We start from the raw sequence: 18,125 nt of genomic DNA on the forward strand, positions 1-18,125 counted from the left end.
AAGATACACTTTTTCCTTTATATTTGAAAATAAAAACCTGCAAAAAACACAAAAGAAAGCATATCAAATTGCTGTTTTGTGCTGATAGTTAGCTTTTATTCTTTTTAGTGGTAATATTTAATTTCCTTATAAATGAGGATTGTTCGAAAAAGTCATTATCTGTACCTTTGCAACACAAAAACATTAACAAAAACCATCTTTATGTTAAATACCTTATTACTTGCATCCCTTGCTATCAGCGGGGTAGCTGGAGTGACTCCAGACTCAGTAGTGAACAAAGATGTATCACTTAACGAAGTAGTCGTTACTGACTTCAAGCAGAACAAAAGAAACCTAACTTCTATTGCAGTTTCAACCATTAACAGTCAACAATTACTGAACAAGCAAATTGTGAACTTGAAGGAGTTAACGGCAGTTATGCCTAACTTTTACATGCCCAACTATGGTTCATATGCTAACACACCTATCTTTATTCGTGGTATCGGAGCAAAGACGAAGGGTTCTGCTGTGGGGTTCTATGTAGATGGTGTGCCTCATTTTGAGTCGTCAGCATTTAATATTGATCTCAGTGATATTGCTGCTGTAGATGTGTTTCGAGGTCCACAAGGAACCTTATATGGTCGTAATACTATAGCAGGTGTTATCAATGTCTACACACATAATCCTCTTGATTATCAGAAGACACGTATAAAAGTAGGCTATGGAAGGTATAACGATCTTGTAGCACAGGCTTCTAACTATTCTAAGCTGACTGATAAACTTGGTTTGTCGAGTGCTATTTCTTATCATCATAACGATGGTATGTTCACCAATCAGTTCCTGAATGTTAAGGCGGATAAGGTGAATGAGGTTGAAGGACGACTCGGACTTTACTGGCGACCAACCATGAATTGGCTTATTCATCTCAATAGTACGCTTACCCATAGTAAGCAGAATGGTTATCCATATGCGCCATACGACCTGACGAAAGATGCACTATCACCTATTAGTTATAACCGCAATAGCACTTACAAACGTCTGATTTCAACAACAGGTCTTAATGCTCGATATGAGAATAGTCGTATTAGTTTCAATAGTCAGACGTCTTATCAATTCATCAAATCACATCAAGGGATAGATCAAGATTTCACACCAAAAGACCTCTTCTATGCTGATAATAGCTATCATCAGAATATGCTTTCGCAAGAGCTAACCTTGAAATCGAATGATAAAGGTCGTTACCAGTGGATTATTGGTATGTTTGGTATGCTACTCCATTCTAACCCCTTTATAGAAACAAGCTATTATACAAAGGATTTCTCGACTCCAACTTCCTATAAGAACCCTACAGCAGGCTATGCGATCTATCATCAGAGTTCTTATAATATATGGAGGGGGTTATCGGCAACTGTTGGTTTACGCTTTGATTATGAGCATGCGAAGATAAACTACAATCAAGATAAGGTAACGTTAACAACAGGTGCTAATACACATGTAAAGGACTTTATTAGTATTGCTAACTTCCGCCAGTTCACTCCTAAGTTTACGCTTCAATATCTTACAAACAGGGACAATCTCTACTATGCGAGTGTCACTCGTGGTTATAAGCCGGGTGGATTTAATACTATCTTTAAGACTGATGCAGAGCGTGCATACGACCCAGAATACAGCTGGAATTACGAGGTAGGGGCTCGATTGAAGTTCTTGAATGGACGATTGACAGCTGAAGCAGATCTTTTCTACATTGATTGGCGACACATGCAGACTACCTATACTGTTCCTGCTGTGGGTAATCTAATTGCGAATGCAGGACATACGGATAGTAAAGGTTTCGAACTTTCATTTGCTTATCATCCAATAAAGAGCTTACAGTTTAGTATGAACTATGGTTACACCCACGCTCGTTACTTGGAATATAAGAAGAGTGCTGCAGAGGATTTCTCGGGTAATAGACTTCCAATGGTGCCTAACCACACGTTCTCAATAGATGGGACTTACACCGTTTTGCAGGCAGGTTGGTTTGATAAGATTGTCGTTAATGCAGGCTTAACAGGTCTCGGTCGTATCTATTGGGCTGATGATAACGTTGTACGCCAGAACTTCTATGCGACGCTTAATGCAAAGGTTAGTCTCACAAAAGGTATATTCACATGGGATTTATGGGGTAAGAATCTGACAGGGACTGACTATATAGTGTACAGTTTCAAGATGTCAACTGGTAACTATGCACAGAAGGGTAAGCCTCTTACCTTTGGTACTTCTCTCAGTGTGACATTCTAAGGAGAGAATGAAGGATTGGAGAAAAAGGATGCTACAGCTAATTCTGATTATTTCTCCTAAAGTCCTTTCTCATGATATGTAACACGCTGCTCTACTTATATAATTCACTACATGTTCAACAGCATTTCATCCAAGAAACTAAGTTTTGGTACGTTCTTCTGTCTATATATTGCACAGATGGTACCGTCATCCTTTCTTATGACAGCCTTACAGGTTATCATGAGGGAAGGACAATATAGTCTTGCAACCATTGGTTTGCTAAACCTTGTCCGAGTTCCATGGACGATAAAGTTCCTATGGTCGCCTTTTGTTGACCGCCACTGCGTAACAGTGCGTGACTACAAACGTACGATTATCGCTACAGAGTTGATATATGCCGTTGCACTCTTAGCCACAGGGCTGATTAATGTACGTTCAGAAATCATGCTTGTAGTCATTCTGGCGTTTATCTCTATGCTTGCTTCGGCTACGCAAGACATTGCTACAGATGCACTTGCCATCCTTTCTTTTAAGAAGCACGACCATAGTATGCTCAATAGTATGCAGTCTATGGGAGCTTTCGGAGGTGCTGTTATTGGTGGAGGAGTCTTGCTTATCTTACTGAAAAGCTATGGTTGGAATGTCGTAGTTCCCTGTTTAGCCTTGTTTGTTTGTATGATGATTATTCCTTTAATGTTTAATCCTCATATCAAGATAGAGAATGAGAAACCGAGAGAACGTGCCAAGTGGACTGACATCTTTAGTTTCTTTGGACGTAAGGAGATATGGCGACAGATAGGTTTCTTGCTGCTGTATTACATGGGAATCATCGGTATTCTTTCCATGATGCGTCCTTACCTCGTTGATAAGGGGTACGATATGAAGGAGATAGGATTCCTTACGGGTATCGTCGGAACTGCTGCTTCCTTCGTTATGGCGTGGTTTTCTGGAGTTCTCATACGCCGAATCGGAATTTATAAGGCTCGTATTATCATTGCAGGACTTATTGTTTTGGCACCTATCTACTTCCTTGCAATGACTTTTGCCGACTTTAACAAGACTGCATTTGTCATCGGAATCATTTATATCCAAGCTTGTTACGGATTGGCAACTGTGGTTCTTTACACTACAGCCATGCGATGCGTACGTCCTGGTAGAGAAGGGACTGACTTTACCATACAAATTGTTATTAGTCATGTAAGCGGTCTGCTCGTTGCGGTATTAGCGGGAACGGTGGCGCATATCTTCGACTATCGTGGTCTTTATATAGCTGAAACAGTGGTGGCTATCATCAGCCTTATTTATGTTCTCTCAGCCTTTAAAAGGGAAGAATAAGCCATGGTTCCTTTACTGAAGAACATAGCTTTAAACCAGACCGGTCACATATTGTAGCCTAATGATCTATTCGGGTAAAAGCATAGTAAAGTAAGGTTTGGAAGTGTATAGTGCTTTCCTTATAAATGAGGATTGTTTATGTTAGGAGGTATTCTTACCTTTGTCATATAATTTATTTCGACGAATGATGCAAGAACTGATTGATAAATACAATGTATCTGTACCTCGTTATACGAGTTATCCACCAGCTAACTTCTTCCGACCTTTTACTGGGGAAGAGTTTTTGAAGGAGGTTGATTATAGCAATGAGGTGCGTGAGAAGAATCTTTCCTTTTATTTTCATATGCCTTTCTGTCGACGTCTGTGTCATTATTGTGGCTGCAACTCTTACCCTATGGCAAAGGAAGAGCATGTTGAAGCTTATGTGCAAGCGTTGCATAAGGAGATAGATCTCGTAGCAAAGCATATAGATAAAAGTAGACGTATATCGCAGATTCATTATGGTGGTGGTAGTCCAACGGCTATGCCTGTAAGTGTTCTTAAGGAACTGAATGAGCATCTGCTGTCGATTTTTTCTACGATAGAACAGCCTGAGATAGCCATAGAATGTCATCCAGGTTATCTAACAGCTGAGGACTGGCAAGGACTGTTGGATGCACGATTTAATCGTTTTAGTTTAGGTGTACAGGACTTCAATGAAGAGGTGTTGAGGCTTGTTAATCGTACGCCTTCTGAATTGCCAACAGAGGAAATAGTATCAATTCTTCGTAGTGCGGATGTTAATATTAATATGGATTTCCTCTTTGGCTTACCGCTTCAGACATCGGATAGCTTTAAGAAGACGATAGAGCGTGCTGTAGCAATGCGTCCCGACCGTGTTACAACATTTAGTTATGGACACTGCCCATGGATATTTAAACGTCAGATGATACTTGAAAAGTCGGGTCTTCCTGATACTGAAGAGAAGGCTTTGATGTTCCAAAAAGCTAAAGGTGTGCTGCATGAGGCGGGTTATCTTAGTGTTGGTTTGGACCATTTTGTACTTCCTAATGATGAACTATCTGAGGCTTTACAATCTCATCGACTACATCGAAACTTCCAAGGTTATTGCACTCGTCGCACAACAGGACAGGTGTATGCCTTTGGTGTGACGGGTATCAGCCAATTAGAGACTGCCTATGCACAGAATACAAAGTCGATAGACGAATATATAGCAGAAGTCTCTGCGGGTACGTTGCCTACCCGAAAAGGCTACCAATTAATGCCCAAAGAACGTATAGTACGTGAGGTAATTGAACGTTTGATGTGTAACTATCATCTTGATTGGACACATATTGCGGAAGACCTTGCTGTGTCGGTAGCTGACGTGAAAGGGGCTATCAATTATGATGTTGAACGTCTGCAAGAGATGGAAAGAGATGGTATTCTTTGTTTGACAGAGAATACCTTGGAGATGACAGGGGAGGGGAATCCCTTTGTTCGTACTGTGGCTGCTGTGCTTGATCCGATGATGGTGGCTACGGATAAGAAGTTTTCTAAGCCGATATAAACGTTTTACGCTCCCTTTACGTTGGGGAGAGATACTTTGGAAGGGGAATCTATAAAGCATTAATATTATGGAAGAAAGAAAGATAGTTGTCGTTGGTGCAGGTCTTACTGGTCTTACTTGTGCTTCTTATTTGCGTCGTAAAGGTCAAGATGTAGTGGTCTTGGAGGCTACCGACCGTATCGGTGGACTTATGCAGACGGAGGAGGTTGACGGCTTTGTGATGGAACAAGGACCGAGTACGGGTACTATTAAATACCCTGAAGTGGCTGAACTCTTCGATATGTTAGGCGATGATTGTACGCTGGAGGTGGCACAGAGTTCTGCTAAATGCCGTTTGATATGGAAGGATGGACGCTTTCATGCTCTACCTTCTGGACTTTGGTCTGCTATTACAACTCCTCTCTTTACGCTGAAAGATAAGCTCCGCATTCTTGGTGAGCCATGGCGTAAGAAGGGAACAGAGCCTAATGAGAGTGTGGGAAGCCTCGCAGAACGACGTTTGGGACGGTCTTTTGTGGATTATGCAGTCGACCCTTTCCTTTCTGGCGTGTATGCTGGTAATCCTTATCAATTACCAACTCGCCTTGCTTTGCCTAAACTCTACGACTTAGAACAGCGTTATGGGAGTTTTATCAAAGGGGCTATAGCACTTGCAAAACAACCGAAAACGGACAGGGAAAAGCGTGCAACAAAGGCAGTCTTCTCTACTCGTGGAGGTTTCCGTAGTCTTGTTTCTGCGTTAGGGAGAGTTATAGGTGATGAGAGAATCCTAACGAATTGTAAAGAACTAAGTATAGAGCCGTTAGGAGATAAGTGGAAACTATCTTGGGGTAGGAATACGATAGTAGCTGAGCAGGTTGTTACAACTTGTCCTGCTTATGCCTTACCAAAGTTGTTGAGCTTCTTGCCTAAGGACCAACTTGACGATTTAAGCAATCTTTATTATGCTCCTGTGATTGAGATAGGAGTAGGAATGAAGAATACGGGGGATGTACATTGGAATGCCTTTGGCGGATTAGTACCGTCTAAAGAAAAACAGAATGTGTTGGGAATCCTTATGCCTTCCGCTTGTTTTCAGGGCCGTTCGCCTAAGGATGGAGCTAATTATGCGTTCTTCATTGGTGGTGCTTGTCATCCAGAATATCTCAATAAGACGGATGAAGAACTGACAGAATTGGTTAATACGTCCCTTCATACGATGTTGGGATATCCCAAAGGTACCCGAGCCGACGTCATTCGTATTTATAGGCACAGTCATGCTATTCCACAATATATGCCCGAAACGGATGTGCGCCTTCGTACTATTGATGCCGTAGAACGTGCTTATCCAAGTTTACATATTATTGGTAATCTGAAAGATGGTATCGGTATGGGCGATAGAATCAAGCAAGCTGTGGATATGGCTGAGAAGATTAATTTAGCTTTATCGTAAATACAGCTGTCTTACACGTGGTTTTCTTTATTTTAATTTGCTGTCACTTTTAACATTTCATTTATACCTCTGTAAGCTAATAAGTTAGGTGCTTACAGTGGATGACAGTAGTGACAGTAAATTGAAATGCCTCCATTTGTCCAAGCACTTTCTATAAGTCTAACAAGTGTATAATATGCAAAAAGCCATAATCCCAATAGGATTACGGCTCTTATTGTTCTTTTCAGCTATGACTGAAAGTATTTTTTTTATCCCAATGCAGCTACGTGCTTGCAGAGAGCAGACTTCAAATTAGCTGCCTTGTTCTGGTGGATAACGTTAGTCTTTGCCAACTTGTCCAACATCTTCTGTACAACAGGATAGAGCTTAACAGCCTCTTCCTTATCCGTCATGCTACGCAACTTGCGAACAGCGTTACGCATAGTCTTTGCATAATATCTGTTGTGCAAGGTCTTAACCTTGTCCTGACGGATTCTCTTCAATGATGATTTGTGATTTGCCATCTTTGTTTTCTTCTTTTATTTTACTTGTAGTCCCTAGCAGAGTCGAACTGCTCTTTAGAGAATGAAAATCTCTCGTCCTAACCGATAGACGAAGGGACCATAGCTGATTTTGCGGGTGCAAAGGTAGCCCATTTATTTTAATCAGCCAAACTTTTCGCTAATTAATTTTCATAAGAGGCTGTATTTTTGTAATTTTGCATTGTTTTTTATATGATTTTGAAGTCGAAAGCTATCGTTTTGCATTCTCTTAAGTTTGGTGATTCATCGTTGATAATCGACATGTTTACCGAATTAGAGGGTCGTATTTCTTTTATAACACGCATACCCAAGACGGCAAAGGGAAAGATTAAGAAGCAGTATTTTCAACCATTGACAATGCTTGATCTTGAATTTGATTACCGCCCACGAACATCCCTACAGCGTATAAAAGAAGTACGTATCCTTAGACCTTATAGCTCTATACCTTTCGACCCTGTGAAGTCGGCTATCCTCCTCTTCCTATCAGAATTCCTTTATTATGTTACACGTGGGGAGCAGCAAAACATCCATCTATATAAGTATGTGTGTGCAAGTATGGAATGGCTGGATGAAGCAGAACATGACTATGCAAATTTCCACCTTGTCTTCATGATGCGCCTCAGCCGTTTTATAGGTTTCTTTCCCAACCTTGATGCCTATCAAGAAGGAGCATGTTTCGATCTTCGCAATGCCACCTTTACAGAGCATACACCCCTCCATTCTGATTATCTACTTCCTGTAGATGCTGCAGAAATTAACCAACTGATTCGTATGGACTATGAGAATATGCACCTATTCCGTCTTTCTCGTCATAATCGAAACCAAATCTCTGACATTGTATTGCATTACTATCGACTCCATGTACCTGATATGCCTGAACTAAAGAGTTTCCACGTTCTGCGTGAACTGTTCAGCTAACGTTTCCTATGACGTTTTCCATAGCTTTATAAACATTCCTATAGGTTAGGTGTTGACCCATCGCACGAATGGTACTAATAATAGACACCATTGATAAATTAGGTTCCCTTAAAGCAAAATGGTTAACCTTCAAAATCCATTATACAATTCAATCGACTCTTTCTAAAAGTCAAGTGTTAGCTGACCATCGCCCAAAAGGTTGAAACTCTTGCGATGATAGGGTGTAACTCCATGTTCACTGATAGCTTGCCTATGCTTCTTTGTAGGATAGCCCATATTTGACTGCCAATCATATTGCGAATATTCCTTTGCCAACGCCTGCATGTAATCATCACGATAAGTCTTAGCAAGGATTGATGCCGCTGCTATAGAAAGATACTTTCCATCACCTTTTACTATAGTAGTAAAGGGAAGCTCTTGATAAGGTTTGAAACGATTGCCATCAACAATGATAGCTTCTGGGCGTACTTTCAGCTGGTCTAATGCTCGATGCATTGCAAGGAAAGACGCATTCAGAATATTTATTTTATCAATCTCTTCTGGCGTAACAACCCCAACCGCCCATGCAATAGCATCTCGTTCTATCTCTGTACGAAGTGTATAACGCTTCTTGGCTGATAGTTTCTTCGAATCATTGAGTAACTCGTTTTCGTAGTCGGGAGGTAAAATAACCGCTGCAGCGTAGACACTCCCAGCAAGACAGCCCCTACCTGCTTCGTCGCAACCAACTTCAACAAGACCTTCGTAATAATGACTTAACAACATACAATAACCCTTAAGATGTTAAAGAACCTTTCAAATTAAATTTATATAACAAATAAAAATTACGGAGTGAACATTCATTGCACAGCCTGTTTCTATTTTTGCAACCGTAAACCAAAGATGGGTTTTACGCCTATTATATATATAGCAAACAATTAATAAGACATGAATATGAAAAAGGAAATGACTCTCACAGAACGTAACACTTCGTTTACTGAGCTTAGCAACTTCATTAAAGATGCCACAGCATGGTTTCAGACCCCAATGGAATGGTTGAGAAAATACTACAGTGCTGTACTCGAACGAGAGGTAAGTAGCAAACAGGCTTCTTATATCACACAAGCACAGTTGGCCCTTATCTTAGCAATATTGCCTATCATCCCTTCACTATTAGTACAAGTTCTCAACTTTGCTTGGTTTGGATTTGCACTTTATAAATGCAAAAAAGCGAATAAGTCAACATGATCTTTACCCACAAAGGAGGGAACTACAGAAAAGAGATAGGCGTTCATAAACATAATTGAACGCATAAGAACACCTATAATAAACTGCTTATAGTCTTAGAACATCATGGATACTCGCTTGATACCTGACACCAAGGCGTCTACTTCCTCACGGGTGTTATAAAGTCCAAAAGAGGCACGAACAGTTCCGAGAACACCCAAGCGATCCATCAAGGGCTGGGCACAATGATGACCAGTCCGGACTGCAATACCAAGTTGATCGAGGAGTGTACCGAGGTCCATGTGGTGGATATTGCCTACATTAAAGCTGATAACGGCATCGCCACTATCCCCAGCATGCCCGTAGATGTTCATTCCTTCTATCTCACGCAACTGCTGAAGGGCATAATGTGTGAGGTATTGCTCATGCGCAAAGATGTTATCCATTCCCAAAGCAGAGACATAATCGAGGGCTTTGGCAAGTCCGTGAGTAGCTACATAGTCGGGAGTTCCGGCTTCAAACTTCAATGGTGGACGCTCAAAGGTGGTCTTCTCAAAGCTGACATGCTCTATCATCTCACCGCCACCTTGGTAAGGTGGCATCTTGTCGAGCCACTTCTCTTTACCATAAAGAACACCTACACCCGTAGGACCATAGACCTTATGCCCACTGAAAGCAAGGAAATCACAATCTAAATCCTGTACGTCAACAGCAAAATGCGGTACACTTTGTGCACCATCAATCATAACTGGTACACCATGTTCGTGGGCTATCCGAATCATTTCCTTTACTGGATTGATGGTGCCAAGAACATTACTTACCTGCATTACACTGACGAGTTTCGTACGTTCGGAGAAGAGTTGCTCATAAGCCTGTAGGTCGAGAACTCCCTCATCGGTCATCGGGATAACCTTCAAAACAATCCCTTTGCGCTGTTCTTGCAACTGCCATGGAACGATATTAGAGTGATGTTCCATTGTAGAAACAATCACTTCATCGCCTGCTTGCATACATCCTTCGGTGAAGCTGGAGGCAACAAGGTTCAGACTCTCCGTCGTTCCACGTGTAAAGACAATCTCCGTAGTGGAGCGAGCATTGATAAACTTCCGCACAGTTTCGCGTGCCGCCTCGTGTAAGTCAGTTGCCTGTTGCGACATCCAGTGTACTCCACGATGCACATTTGCATTCACATTAAGATACTCTTCACGCATGGCGTCCAGCACACAGAGCGGTTTCTGCGTGGTAGCACCATTGTCAAAGTAAACTAACGGCTTACCATAGACGGTGCGAGAGAGTATCGGGAAGTCTTCTCTAACTTTATTAATATCGTACATCTTCTATTGGGTTAATGGGCCATATTAGGCTAATTGGACTAATGAGGCTTATTGGGCTAATTGGGCCAATAAGGCTAATTAGCCCAACATCTAATTACTTACACAAGTTGCAACCTTCACACTTATCAAGTTCACCACGGAAGCGCTTTTCTACCAAATGGTGGAGGCGGTCACGCAGTGGTTCGAGTTCCATCTTGTCGATAACTTCATTGATAAAGGCAAACTCAAGGAGGAGTTTAGCTTCTTTTCTATCGATACCACGTTGCTCCATATAGAAGAGAGCGGCATCATTGAGCTGCCCAACTGTTGAACCATGATTACACTGAACATCATCAGCATAGATCTCAAGCATTGGCTGCGTGAACATTCTGGCAGTCTTGCTGGCACAGAGGTTACGGTTATTCTCTTGTGAGAGTGTCTTCTGTGCGCCCTTACGTACGAGTACACGACCTGCGAAAGCACCCACAGCATTCTCGTCAAGTACATATTTATAGAGTTCGTTGCTTGTACAATGAGGTACCTGATGGTCGATAAGTGTGTTGTTATCAACATGCTGATTCTTGTCAGCTATCACACAACCATTACAGAAACACTCACTACCCTCACCCTTAAAGACAAGGTCGAGCATGTTTCGGGTTACTCCATTGTGCAACGTGATGACGTTATGACTTGCACGTGAATTGCGTTGCTGTTCAATATAAACATTCGAAACACGCACATTCTTGGCATGTGTTTCTTCCATACAGTTCAGTTCCAGGTTCGCATTATCGCCCACAAAGGCTTCGATCACCTGTGTTGCAAGGAAGTTTCGATCGTCAGCTGCGTGGTCACAGAAGAGGAATTGTGCCTTAGCACCTTCTTCGAGCACAATAAGTACACGCCGATTGACCATCAAGTCAACATCAGAACGGAGGATATTTATTACCTGCACCGTACGGTCAAGCTGCACATTCTTAGGCACATAGATAAAGAGTCCGTCCTGTGCTAACATCGTATTCAGTGCCGTAACAGCATCTTTCTCAGTGTCAGCCAGCTTACCATAGTACTTCTTCACCAACTCTGGACGCTCTTTAGCCACACGACTCAAACTGTCAATGACTACTCCATCGTTGAGTTTTACGTTTGGAAGTGCCTTTGTATAGAACTGATCGTTGACTATAAAGTAAAGAGATGTACTGAGATTGGGCACATCACATCTGAATGTCTCGTATGGATCAACGGGTATTTCAAGTCTGTTGAGGTTCAAACCATAATCTGGCTCAAATAGCTTTTGCATGTCCGTGTACTTATAGCGTTCCACCTTCTTTGATGGAAAGCCCAGTCGACGGAAATCGTCAAAAGCCTTATCGCGCACCTCATTCATCACAGGAGCAGCATGTTCCTTTATGATTTGCTGCGCCTCTGTATAGAGGTCTATATATTGTTTTTCGCTTTGCATGTTTGTTTTAAGAAGTTTTGAAGCAGTGAAAGAGCAGTCTTTGTAATCCTTTTTTACCGTTTATTACGACCTAAATAGCAGTTTTATAACTCACTGAAAACCATCATATTACAGATAATCAAAATTCTCTTATAAGACAATTGAATTTCTCTTATAGGACAATTTGAATTCTCTTATAAGACAATTTCAACTTTCTACTAATGCTTTTTCTACTCGCCCCATTATGTAAATACTTTTTCTTACACGACGTTATCAGTCGTTATCCACTTCTTCCTTTATCCAATCGTAACCGCGTTGTTCAATCTCCTTTGCCAATTCTGGTCCTGCCGTCTTCACGATACGACCTTTATAAAGTACGTGAACAACGTCTGGTTTGATCATATCAAGCAGTCGCTCATAGTGCGTGATGACAATGTATGAGGTTTTATCAGTATGCATCTTGTTAACGCCATCAGCTACAATGCGCATGGCATCAACGTCAAGACCAGAGTCAGTCTCGTCCAGAATACTAAGCTTTGGCTCCAACATTGCCATCTGGAAGATTTCATTACGCTTCTTCTCACCACCCGAAAAACCTTCGTTTACACTGCGACGAGAGAGTGTGGAGTCCATCCCCACCAACTGACGTTTCTCACGCATGAGTGCCATAAACTCAGCAGCCTTCATTGGTTCTAATCCTTCATAGGCACGCTTTGCATTGATAGCAGCCTTCATGAAGTTAGTCATACTTACGCCTGGTATCTCAACAGGATATTGGAAAGAGAGGAACAAACCCTCGTGAGAGCGGTCTTCTGGCTTCATCTCCAATAGGTTTTTGCCATTAAAAATAGCCATACCATCGGTCACCTCATAGAGAGGATTACCCGTCAGTACGGCACTCAGCGTTGATTTACCCGAACCATTAGGTCCCATGATAGCATGCACCTCACCATCTTTTATCGTGAGGTTGATACCTTTTAATATTTCTTTTCCTGCAATGGTAGCATGCAGGTTTCTTACTTCTAACATATTATCTTTGCTTTAATTATCCTTCACTAAAAATGAATTAACAACATCTAACAACGTATCGAATATGAAATCAGAGAAGTGATACTCACCACGAGCCATCTTTTCTACTCTCTCTTGCTCTATTTGCTCTTCAAGAAGCGAGGACGAATAAGCATCTTTACCAAAGAAAGACTTTGATTTCTTCTTATAAGCTGGCAAGTTACCTATCATCTCCGAGCCCGTAACTGTACGATAGAGGCGAGTATCGAAGGGCTTAGGTGTATACGGCAACCCCATCACAGACTGGCATGTAATCGCTGTATCCTGCTTCACTTGCTCATCAATCAAATATTTCTGCCACGGCTTTATTTGCCATGACTGGGCTTGAAGCATTGTTGTAAGGAGCAAGCCAAACGTGATAAGAATGAGCTTTCGCATGTTGTTGGTTCAGTTATATTATCCTACTGTTCCTTCCAAAGTTACAGAGAGGAGTTTCTGTGCTTCAACGGCAAACTCCATTGGAAGTTTGTTGAGGACATCCTTCGCATAACCATTAACAATCAAGCCGACAGCATCCTCGGTAGGAATACCACGCTGATTACAGTAGAAGAGTTGGTCCTCACTAATCTTCGAAGTGGTTGCTTCATGCTCAACAATAGCAGTATCGTTGTGGATGTCCATATAAGGGAATGTATGTGCACCGCAATCAGAACCTAAGAGAAGAGAATCACAACTTGAATAGTTGCGAGCATTCTCAGCATTCGCTGTTGCGCGTACCAAACCACGATAAGAGTTCTGACTGTGTCCGGCAGAAATACCTTTCGAGATGATTGTACTCTTCGTATTCTTACCCATGTGAATCATCTTCGTACCCGTATCAGCCTCTTGGTAGTTGTTTGTCACAGCAACAGAATAGAACTCTGCCTGTGAGTTATCACCCTTCAACACACAAGAAGGATACTTCCAAGTAATAGCCGAACCAGTCTCTACCTGTGTCCATGACAGCTTAGAGTTTACACCACGAAGTTCACCACGCTTTGTAACAAGGTTCAAGACACCACCCTTACCATTCTCATCACCAGGATACCAGTTCTGAACAGTAGAGTATTTTACTTCTGCATTGTCCAAGACAACGATTTCAACTACTGCTGCATGTAACTGATTCTCGTCACGCATAGGAGCAGTACAGCCCTCAAGATAGCTAACATACGAATTATCATCAGCTACAATCAATGTACGTTCGAACTGACCAGTATTAATAGCATTGATGCGGAAGTACGAACTAAGCTCCATCGGACAGCGAACACCTTTAGGAATATATACGAAGGAACCATCACTAAAGACCGCAGAGTTGAGTGCTGCAGAATAGTTGTCACGATAAGGAACAACACTACCAAGGTATTTACGCACCAAGTCAGGGTGCTCCTTGACTGCCTCACCGATAGAACAGAAGATAATCCCCTTCTCAGCCAACTGCTTCTTAAAGGTTGTCTTCACTGACACGGAGTCCATAATGGCATCAACTGCCGTACCACTCAAAGCAAGACGCTCTTCCAAAGGAATACCTAACTTATCGAAAGTCTTCTCTAACTCTGGATCAATCTCCTTGTTCTTAGGCTTCTTCGCCAACGGATCAGCATAATAGGAGATATCCTGCAGATGTAACTCTGGCAAATGCAAGTGTCCCCACGTTGGTATAGGGAGCGTCTGCCAGTAACGGAAAGCCTTCAAACGAAAATCGAGGAGCCACTCTGGTTCCCCTTTCTTCTGCGAAATAAGTCGAACGACATCCTCGTTCAAACCCTTCGGAATGACCTCCGTATGTACATCAGTCGTAAAGCCGAACTCATACTTCTGCTCTGCGACTTTCTTTACAAATTCATTATTCTTGTTCTCAGACATTTGTTTTGTGATTAAAGAGAGGAGAGGCTGTTCAGTCGTTAAAGAGGTTAAAGGGTGTCAGAGAATTCAAGATCAATACTTACAATTGCCGTAGATCTCTTTATCTCTAACGTTTAGCCCATCTGAAAAACACTCTTTACCTTTCTTATACCTATTGCTTGACGCATCAAAACCTATCGTTCCTCTTCATCCGACAATAGGTCTTTTTAGCTCTCACCATCTCTATTCTCGATACTAAATATACACTCTATGACCATACAAGATGTATGCCATGAAGTTCTACGGCAACATTTGTTACCATGAAGAAAAAACCGTCTTTACTCCTTTACCGGAGAGAAGACGGTTTTTTTATGTTGTTACAATTTCTGTTCAACCTCAATCTCCGTGAAGGTTTCGATGATGTCATCCACCTGTAAATCATTATAGTTGACAAGCGAGATACCACATTCGAGACCCGTCGCAACTTCCTTCACATCATCCTTATAACGCTTCAGAGCATCAATAGGAGCAGTGTGAATAACGATACCATCACGGACTACGCGACCTTTATCCTTGCTATGAACCTTACCTTCAGTAACCATACCACCGGCAACCGTTCCAACCTTGGATATCTTGAAGACTTGTTTCACCTCAAACTGACCAGTGACAATCTCCTTCTTCACCTTGTCAAGCATACCCACCATCGTTGACTTAACATCATCGATAGCATCATAGATGACAGAGTAAGTATTGATCTCAACACCCTCACGGTCGGCCAAGCGGCGTGCATCGGCAGAAGGACGAACCTGGAAGCCGACAATAACAGCATCAGAAGCAGATGCTAACATAACGTCACTCTCAGAGATCTGACCTACCGCCTTACTGATTACATTCACATTAACCTTCTCTGTTGACAGTTTGATGAATGAGTCAGACAATGCCTCGATAGATCCATCAGTATCACCCTTCACAATGATATTCATCTCATGGAACTCACCACGAGCGATTCGGTGAGAGATATCAGACAGTGTAAGACGTGTCTGTGTACGCAAGCCTTGCTCACGTTGCAACTGCTCACGCTTGTTAGCAATCTCACGTGCCTCCTGTTCAGTCTCCATAACATGGAAGGTATCACCAGCTGTTGGTGCACCATTCAGACCAAGGATAATAGCTGGTTCTGCTGGTCCTGCACTCTCGATGCGTTGGTTACGCTCATTGAACATAGCCTTGATACGTCCCCATGAAGTACCAGCGATAACGTTATCACCAATCTTCAACGTACCATTAGACACAAGAACCGTACTTACATAGCCACGACCCTTATCAAGAGAAGACTCAATGATAGTACCTGTAGCCTTACGGTTAGGGTTAGCTTTAAGATCCATCATATCGGCTTCAAGAAGGACTTTGTCGAGAAGTTCATTCACTCCCAATCCCTTCTTAGCACTAATCTCTTGACACTGATACTTACCACCCCACTCTTCAACAAGCAGATTCATCTGTGACAAGTCTTCACGTATCTTATCAGGGTTAGCTCCTGGCTTATCAATCTTATTGATAGCGAATACCATTGGTACACCAGCAGCCTGTGCATGCGCAATAGCCTCCTTGGTAGTAGGCATAACAGAGTCGTCCGCCGCAATGATGATAATCACGATATCGGTAACCTGTGCACCACGAGCACGCATAGCAGTAAAGGCTTCGTGACCCGGAGTATCAAGGAAGGTAACTTTACGGCCATTCTCCAATGTTACACTATATGCGCCAATATGCTGGGTAATACCACCAGCCTCACCAGCAATCACATTCGTGTTACGGATATGGTCGAGCAAAGAAGTCTTACCATGGTCGACATGACCCATGACAGTAACGATAGGAGCACGTGAAACGAGATCGTTCTCATCATCAACCTCCTCGCTAACAGCCTCCTGCACCTCAGCACTGACATACTCTGTCTTGAAGTCGAACTCATCAGCAACGAGATTGATAGTCTCAGCATCCAAACGTTGGTTGATAGAAACCATGATACCGACAGACATCAATGTTGAGATGACATTCGTTACAGGAACATTCATCATTGTTGCCAACTCTGAAACAGTAACAAACTCGGTCAGCTTCAATATCTTACTTTCCTTGCGCTCTGCCTTAGCCTCCGCATTCAGACGCTCTTGAACAGCATCACGCTTCTCCTTACGGTACTTAGCACCCTTCTTGTTCTGGCTCTTACTTGTCAGACGAGCAAGTGTCTCCTTTACCTGACGTGCTACTGCCTCATCATCAACCTCTAATGGTTTCTGATTACGGTTGCGGTTCTTCTTTCCCGCATTCTTGTTGCCACCGCCATTGTTATTACCTTTCTTACCATTCTGGTTTTGCTGTTGATTAGCGGCAGCATTGATATCTACGCGTTCCTTATTAATACGAACGCGTTTTTTCTTGCCTTGACCATTATTCTGACCAGCCTTCTCCTCACGCTCTTTACGGCGTTCTTCCTTACTCTTCTTCTTAGGACGAGTACTCTGGTTCAGCGTACTAAGGTCTATCTTACCTAAGACATTCACCTTAGGAGTATTCAAGATCTTCTTCTCGTTCTTGGTCTGGAACAAGCCATTATCTTTCTTCTCTTCTACAGCAACAGGCTCAGCCTGAGGCTTAGAAGTAGCAGGTTCACTCTTAACCTCTGGTTTAGTCTTCACCTCAGCCTCAACAACAGGAGCCTCCTTCTTTACAGACTCAACCTTCTTCTCTACTGGTTTCTCAACCTTAGGAGCCACCGGTTTAACCTCTTCCTTGCTTGTTACAGGCTTTTTACTTGTCTCATGCTTCTCAACCTCCTTCTTCTCTTCTGCTGGTTCCACGGCAGCTGCAGCAGGAGCAGGAGCAGGTTTTTCCTCTATAGGAGCAACAGCTTTCTTAGCAGCGGGTTTATTCAGCTGATCAAGGTCTATCTTTCCGACAGGTTTATACTGCTGGCGTTCAGCCTTCAAGATCGTCTCACCTTTATGATCAGCAGCGCCTTTCTTCTCCTTAGTCTTCTTCTGTAAGAGTTTAGCTGCGTCCTTCTTTACCTCCTTATCATTATTGAAGGCACCTACGAGAGCCTTATACTGGTCCTCGCTTAGCTTAAAGTTAAGTTCGTTCTTCACCTCGCCTAACTCTGGCTTCTTCTCCAAGAACTCCACTGCCGTTTGGAGTCCTATATTCAATTCACGAATTGCTTTGTTTAATCTGATGCTCATTAACTTTATTTTACGGTGTAGGGTGTTGGTTGTTGAAATGCCTTTTG

General features: G+C 42.4%; 14 protein-coding genes. 6 read left to right on the forward strand and 8 right to left on the reverse strand.

Annotation, left to right across the window (positions count from 1 at the left end; genetic code table 11):
- Positions 1-201 precede the first annotated feature (201 nt).
- The 4 genes from AXF23_RS08740 to hemG all read left to right on the forward strand — a co-directional run bounded on the left by AXF23_RS08740 (position 202) and on the right by hemG (position 6,554).
- Positions 202-2,259, forward strand: coding sequence for a TonB-dependent receptor (locus AXF23_RS08740; protein ID WP_107625024.1), 2,058 nt, complete (start codon positions 202-204; stop codon positions 2,257-2,259).
- Between the two features lie 111 nt (positions 2,260-2,370).
- The gene (locus AXF23_RS08745) at positions 2,371-3,573 is read left to right on the forward strand and encodes an MFS transporter (protein WP_107625025.1); all 1,203 of its coding nucleotides are present in this window, start codon (positions 2,371-2,373) and stop codon (positions 3,571-3,573) included.
- A gap of 184 nt (positions 3,574-3,757) precedes the next feature.
- Complete coding sequence (gene hemN / locus AXF23_RS08750; protein WP_107625026.1) at positions 3,758-5,122, forward strand: oxygen-independent coproporphyrinogen III oxidase; 1,365 nt, start codon at positions 3,758-3,760, stop codon at positions 5,120-5,122.
- Positions 5,123-5,189: 67 nt separating this feature from the next.
- Positions 5,190-6,554, forward strand: coding sequence for a protoporphyrinogen oxidase (hemG, locus tag AXF23_RS08755; RefSeq protein ID WP_107625027.1), 1,365 nt, complete (start codon positions 5,190-5,192; stop codon positions 6,552-6,554).
- 248 nt (positions 6,555-6,802) lie between these two features.
- Here the strand turns inward: hemG and rpsT are convergent, their stop codons facing one another.
- Positions 6,803-7,057, reverse strand: a complete 255-nt coding sequence (rpsT, locus tag AXF23_RS08760) for a 30S ribosomal protein S20 (RefSeq protein ID WP_004358670.1) — start codon at positions 7,055-7,057, stop codon at positions 6,803-6,805.
- 210 nt (positions 7,058-7,267) lie between these two features.
- On the opposite strand from rpsT, the gene recO reads away from it, so the two are divergent.
- Positions 7,268-7,993 (forward strand): DNA repair protein RecO, encoded by a 726-nt coding sequence (recO, locus tag AXF23_RS08765; protein WP_107625028.1) that lies wholly within the window; start codon positions 7,268-7,270, stop codon positions 7,991-7,993.
- Between the two features lie 162 nt (positions 7,994-8,155).
- On the opposite strand, the gene AXF23_RS08770 is transcribed toward recO, so the two are convergent.
- Entirely contained in the window at positions 8,156-8,758 is a 603-nt protein-coding gene (locus AXF23_RS08770; RefSeq protein ID WP_107625029.1) for a ribonuclease HII, read from the reverse strand.
- A 168-nt stretch (positions 8,759-8,926) separates the two neighbouring features.
- On the opposite strand from AXF23_RS08770, the gene AXF23_RS08775 reads away from it, so the two are divergent.
- Positions 8,927-9,220: a hypothetical protein gene (locus AXF23_RS08775; RefSeq protein ID WP_107625843.1), complete on the forward strand. Its 294-nt coding sequence runs from the start codon at positions 8,927-8,929 to the stop codon at positions 9,218-9,220.
- 95 nt (positions 9,221-9,315) lie between these two features.
- Here the strand turns inward: AXF23_RS08775 and AXF23_RS08780 are convergent, their stop codons facing one another.
- From AXF23_RS08780 to infB, 6 genes are all read right to left on the reverse strand, one after another.
- Positions 9,316-10,533: an aminotransferase class V-fold PLP-dependent enzyme gene (locus tag AXF23_RS08780; RefSeq protein WP_107625030.1), complete on the reverse strand. Its 1,218-nt coding sequence runs from the start codon at positions 10,531-10,533 to the stop codon at positions 9,316-9,318.
- Positions 10,534-10,627: 94 nt separating this feature from the next.
- The gene (sufD, locus tag AXF23_RS08785; protein WP_107625031.1) at positions 10,628-11,971 is read right to left on the reverse strand and encodes a Fe-S cluster assembly protein SufD; all 1,344 of its coding nucleotides are present in this window, start codon (positions 11,969-11,971) and stop codon (positions 10,628-10,630) included.
- Positions 11,972-12,223: 252 nt separating this feature from the next.
- Entirely contained in the window at positions 12,224-12,979 is a 756-nt protein-coding gene (gene sufC / locus AXF23_RS08790; protein WP_008823623.1) for a Fe-S cluster assembly ATPase SufC, read from the reverse strand.
- Between the two features lie 12 nt (positions 12,980-12,991).
- Complete coding sequence (locus AXF23_RS08795; protein WP_107625032.1) at positions 12,992-13,396, reverse strand: hypothetical protein; 405 nt, start codon at positions 13,394-13,396, stop codon at positions 12,992-12,994.
- 18 nt (positions 13,397-13,414) lie between these two features.
- Entirely contained in the window at positions 13,415-14,860 is a 1,446-nt protein-coding gene (sufB, locus tag AXF23_RS08800; RefSeq protein WP_107625033.1) for a Fe-S cluster assembly protein SufB, read from the reverse strand.
- A gap of 356 nt (positions 14,861-15,216) precedes the next feature.
- The gene (infB, locus tag AXF23_RS08805) at positions 15,217-18,078 is read right to left on the reverse strand and encodes a translation initiation factor IF-2 (RefSeq protein ID WP_107625034.1); all 2,862 of its coding nucleotides are present in this window, start codon (positions 18,076-18,078) and stop codon (positions 15,217-15,219) included.
- Positions 18,079-18,125: the final 47 nt, after the last annotated feature.

The sequence above is a fragment of the Prevotella sp. oral taxon 313 genome, assembly GCF_003043935.1.
Taxonomy (GTDB): Bacteria; Bacteroidota; Bacteroidia; order Bacteroidales; family Bacteroidaceae; genus Prevotella; species Prevotella jejuni.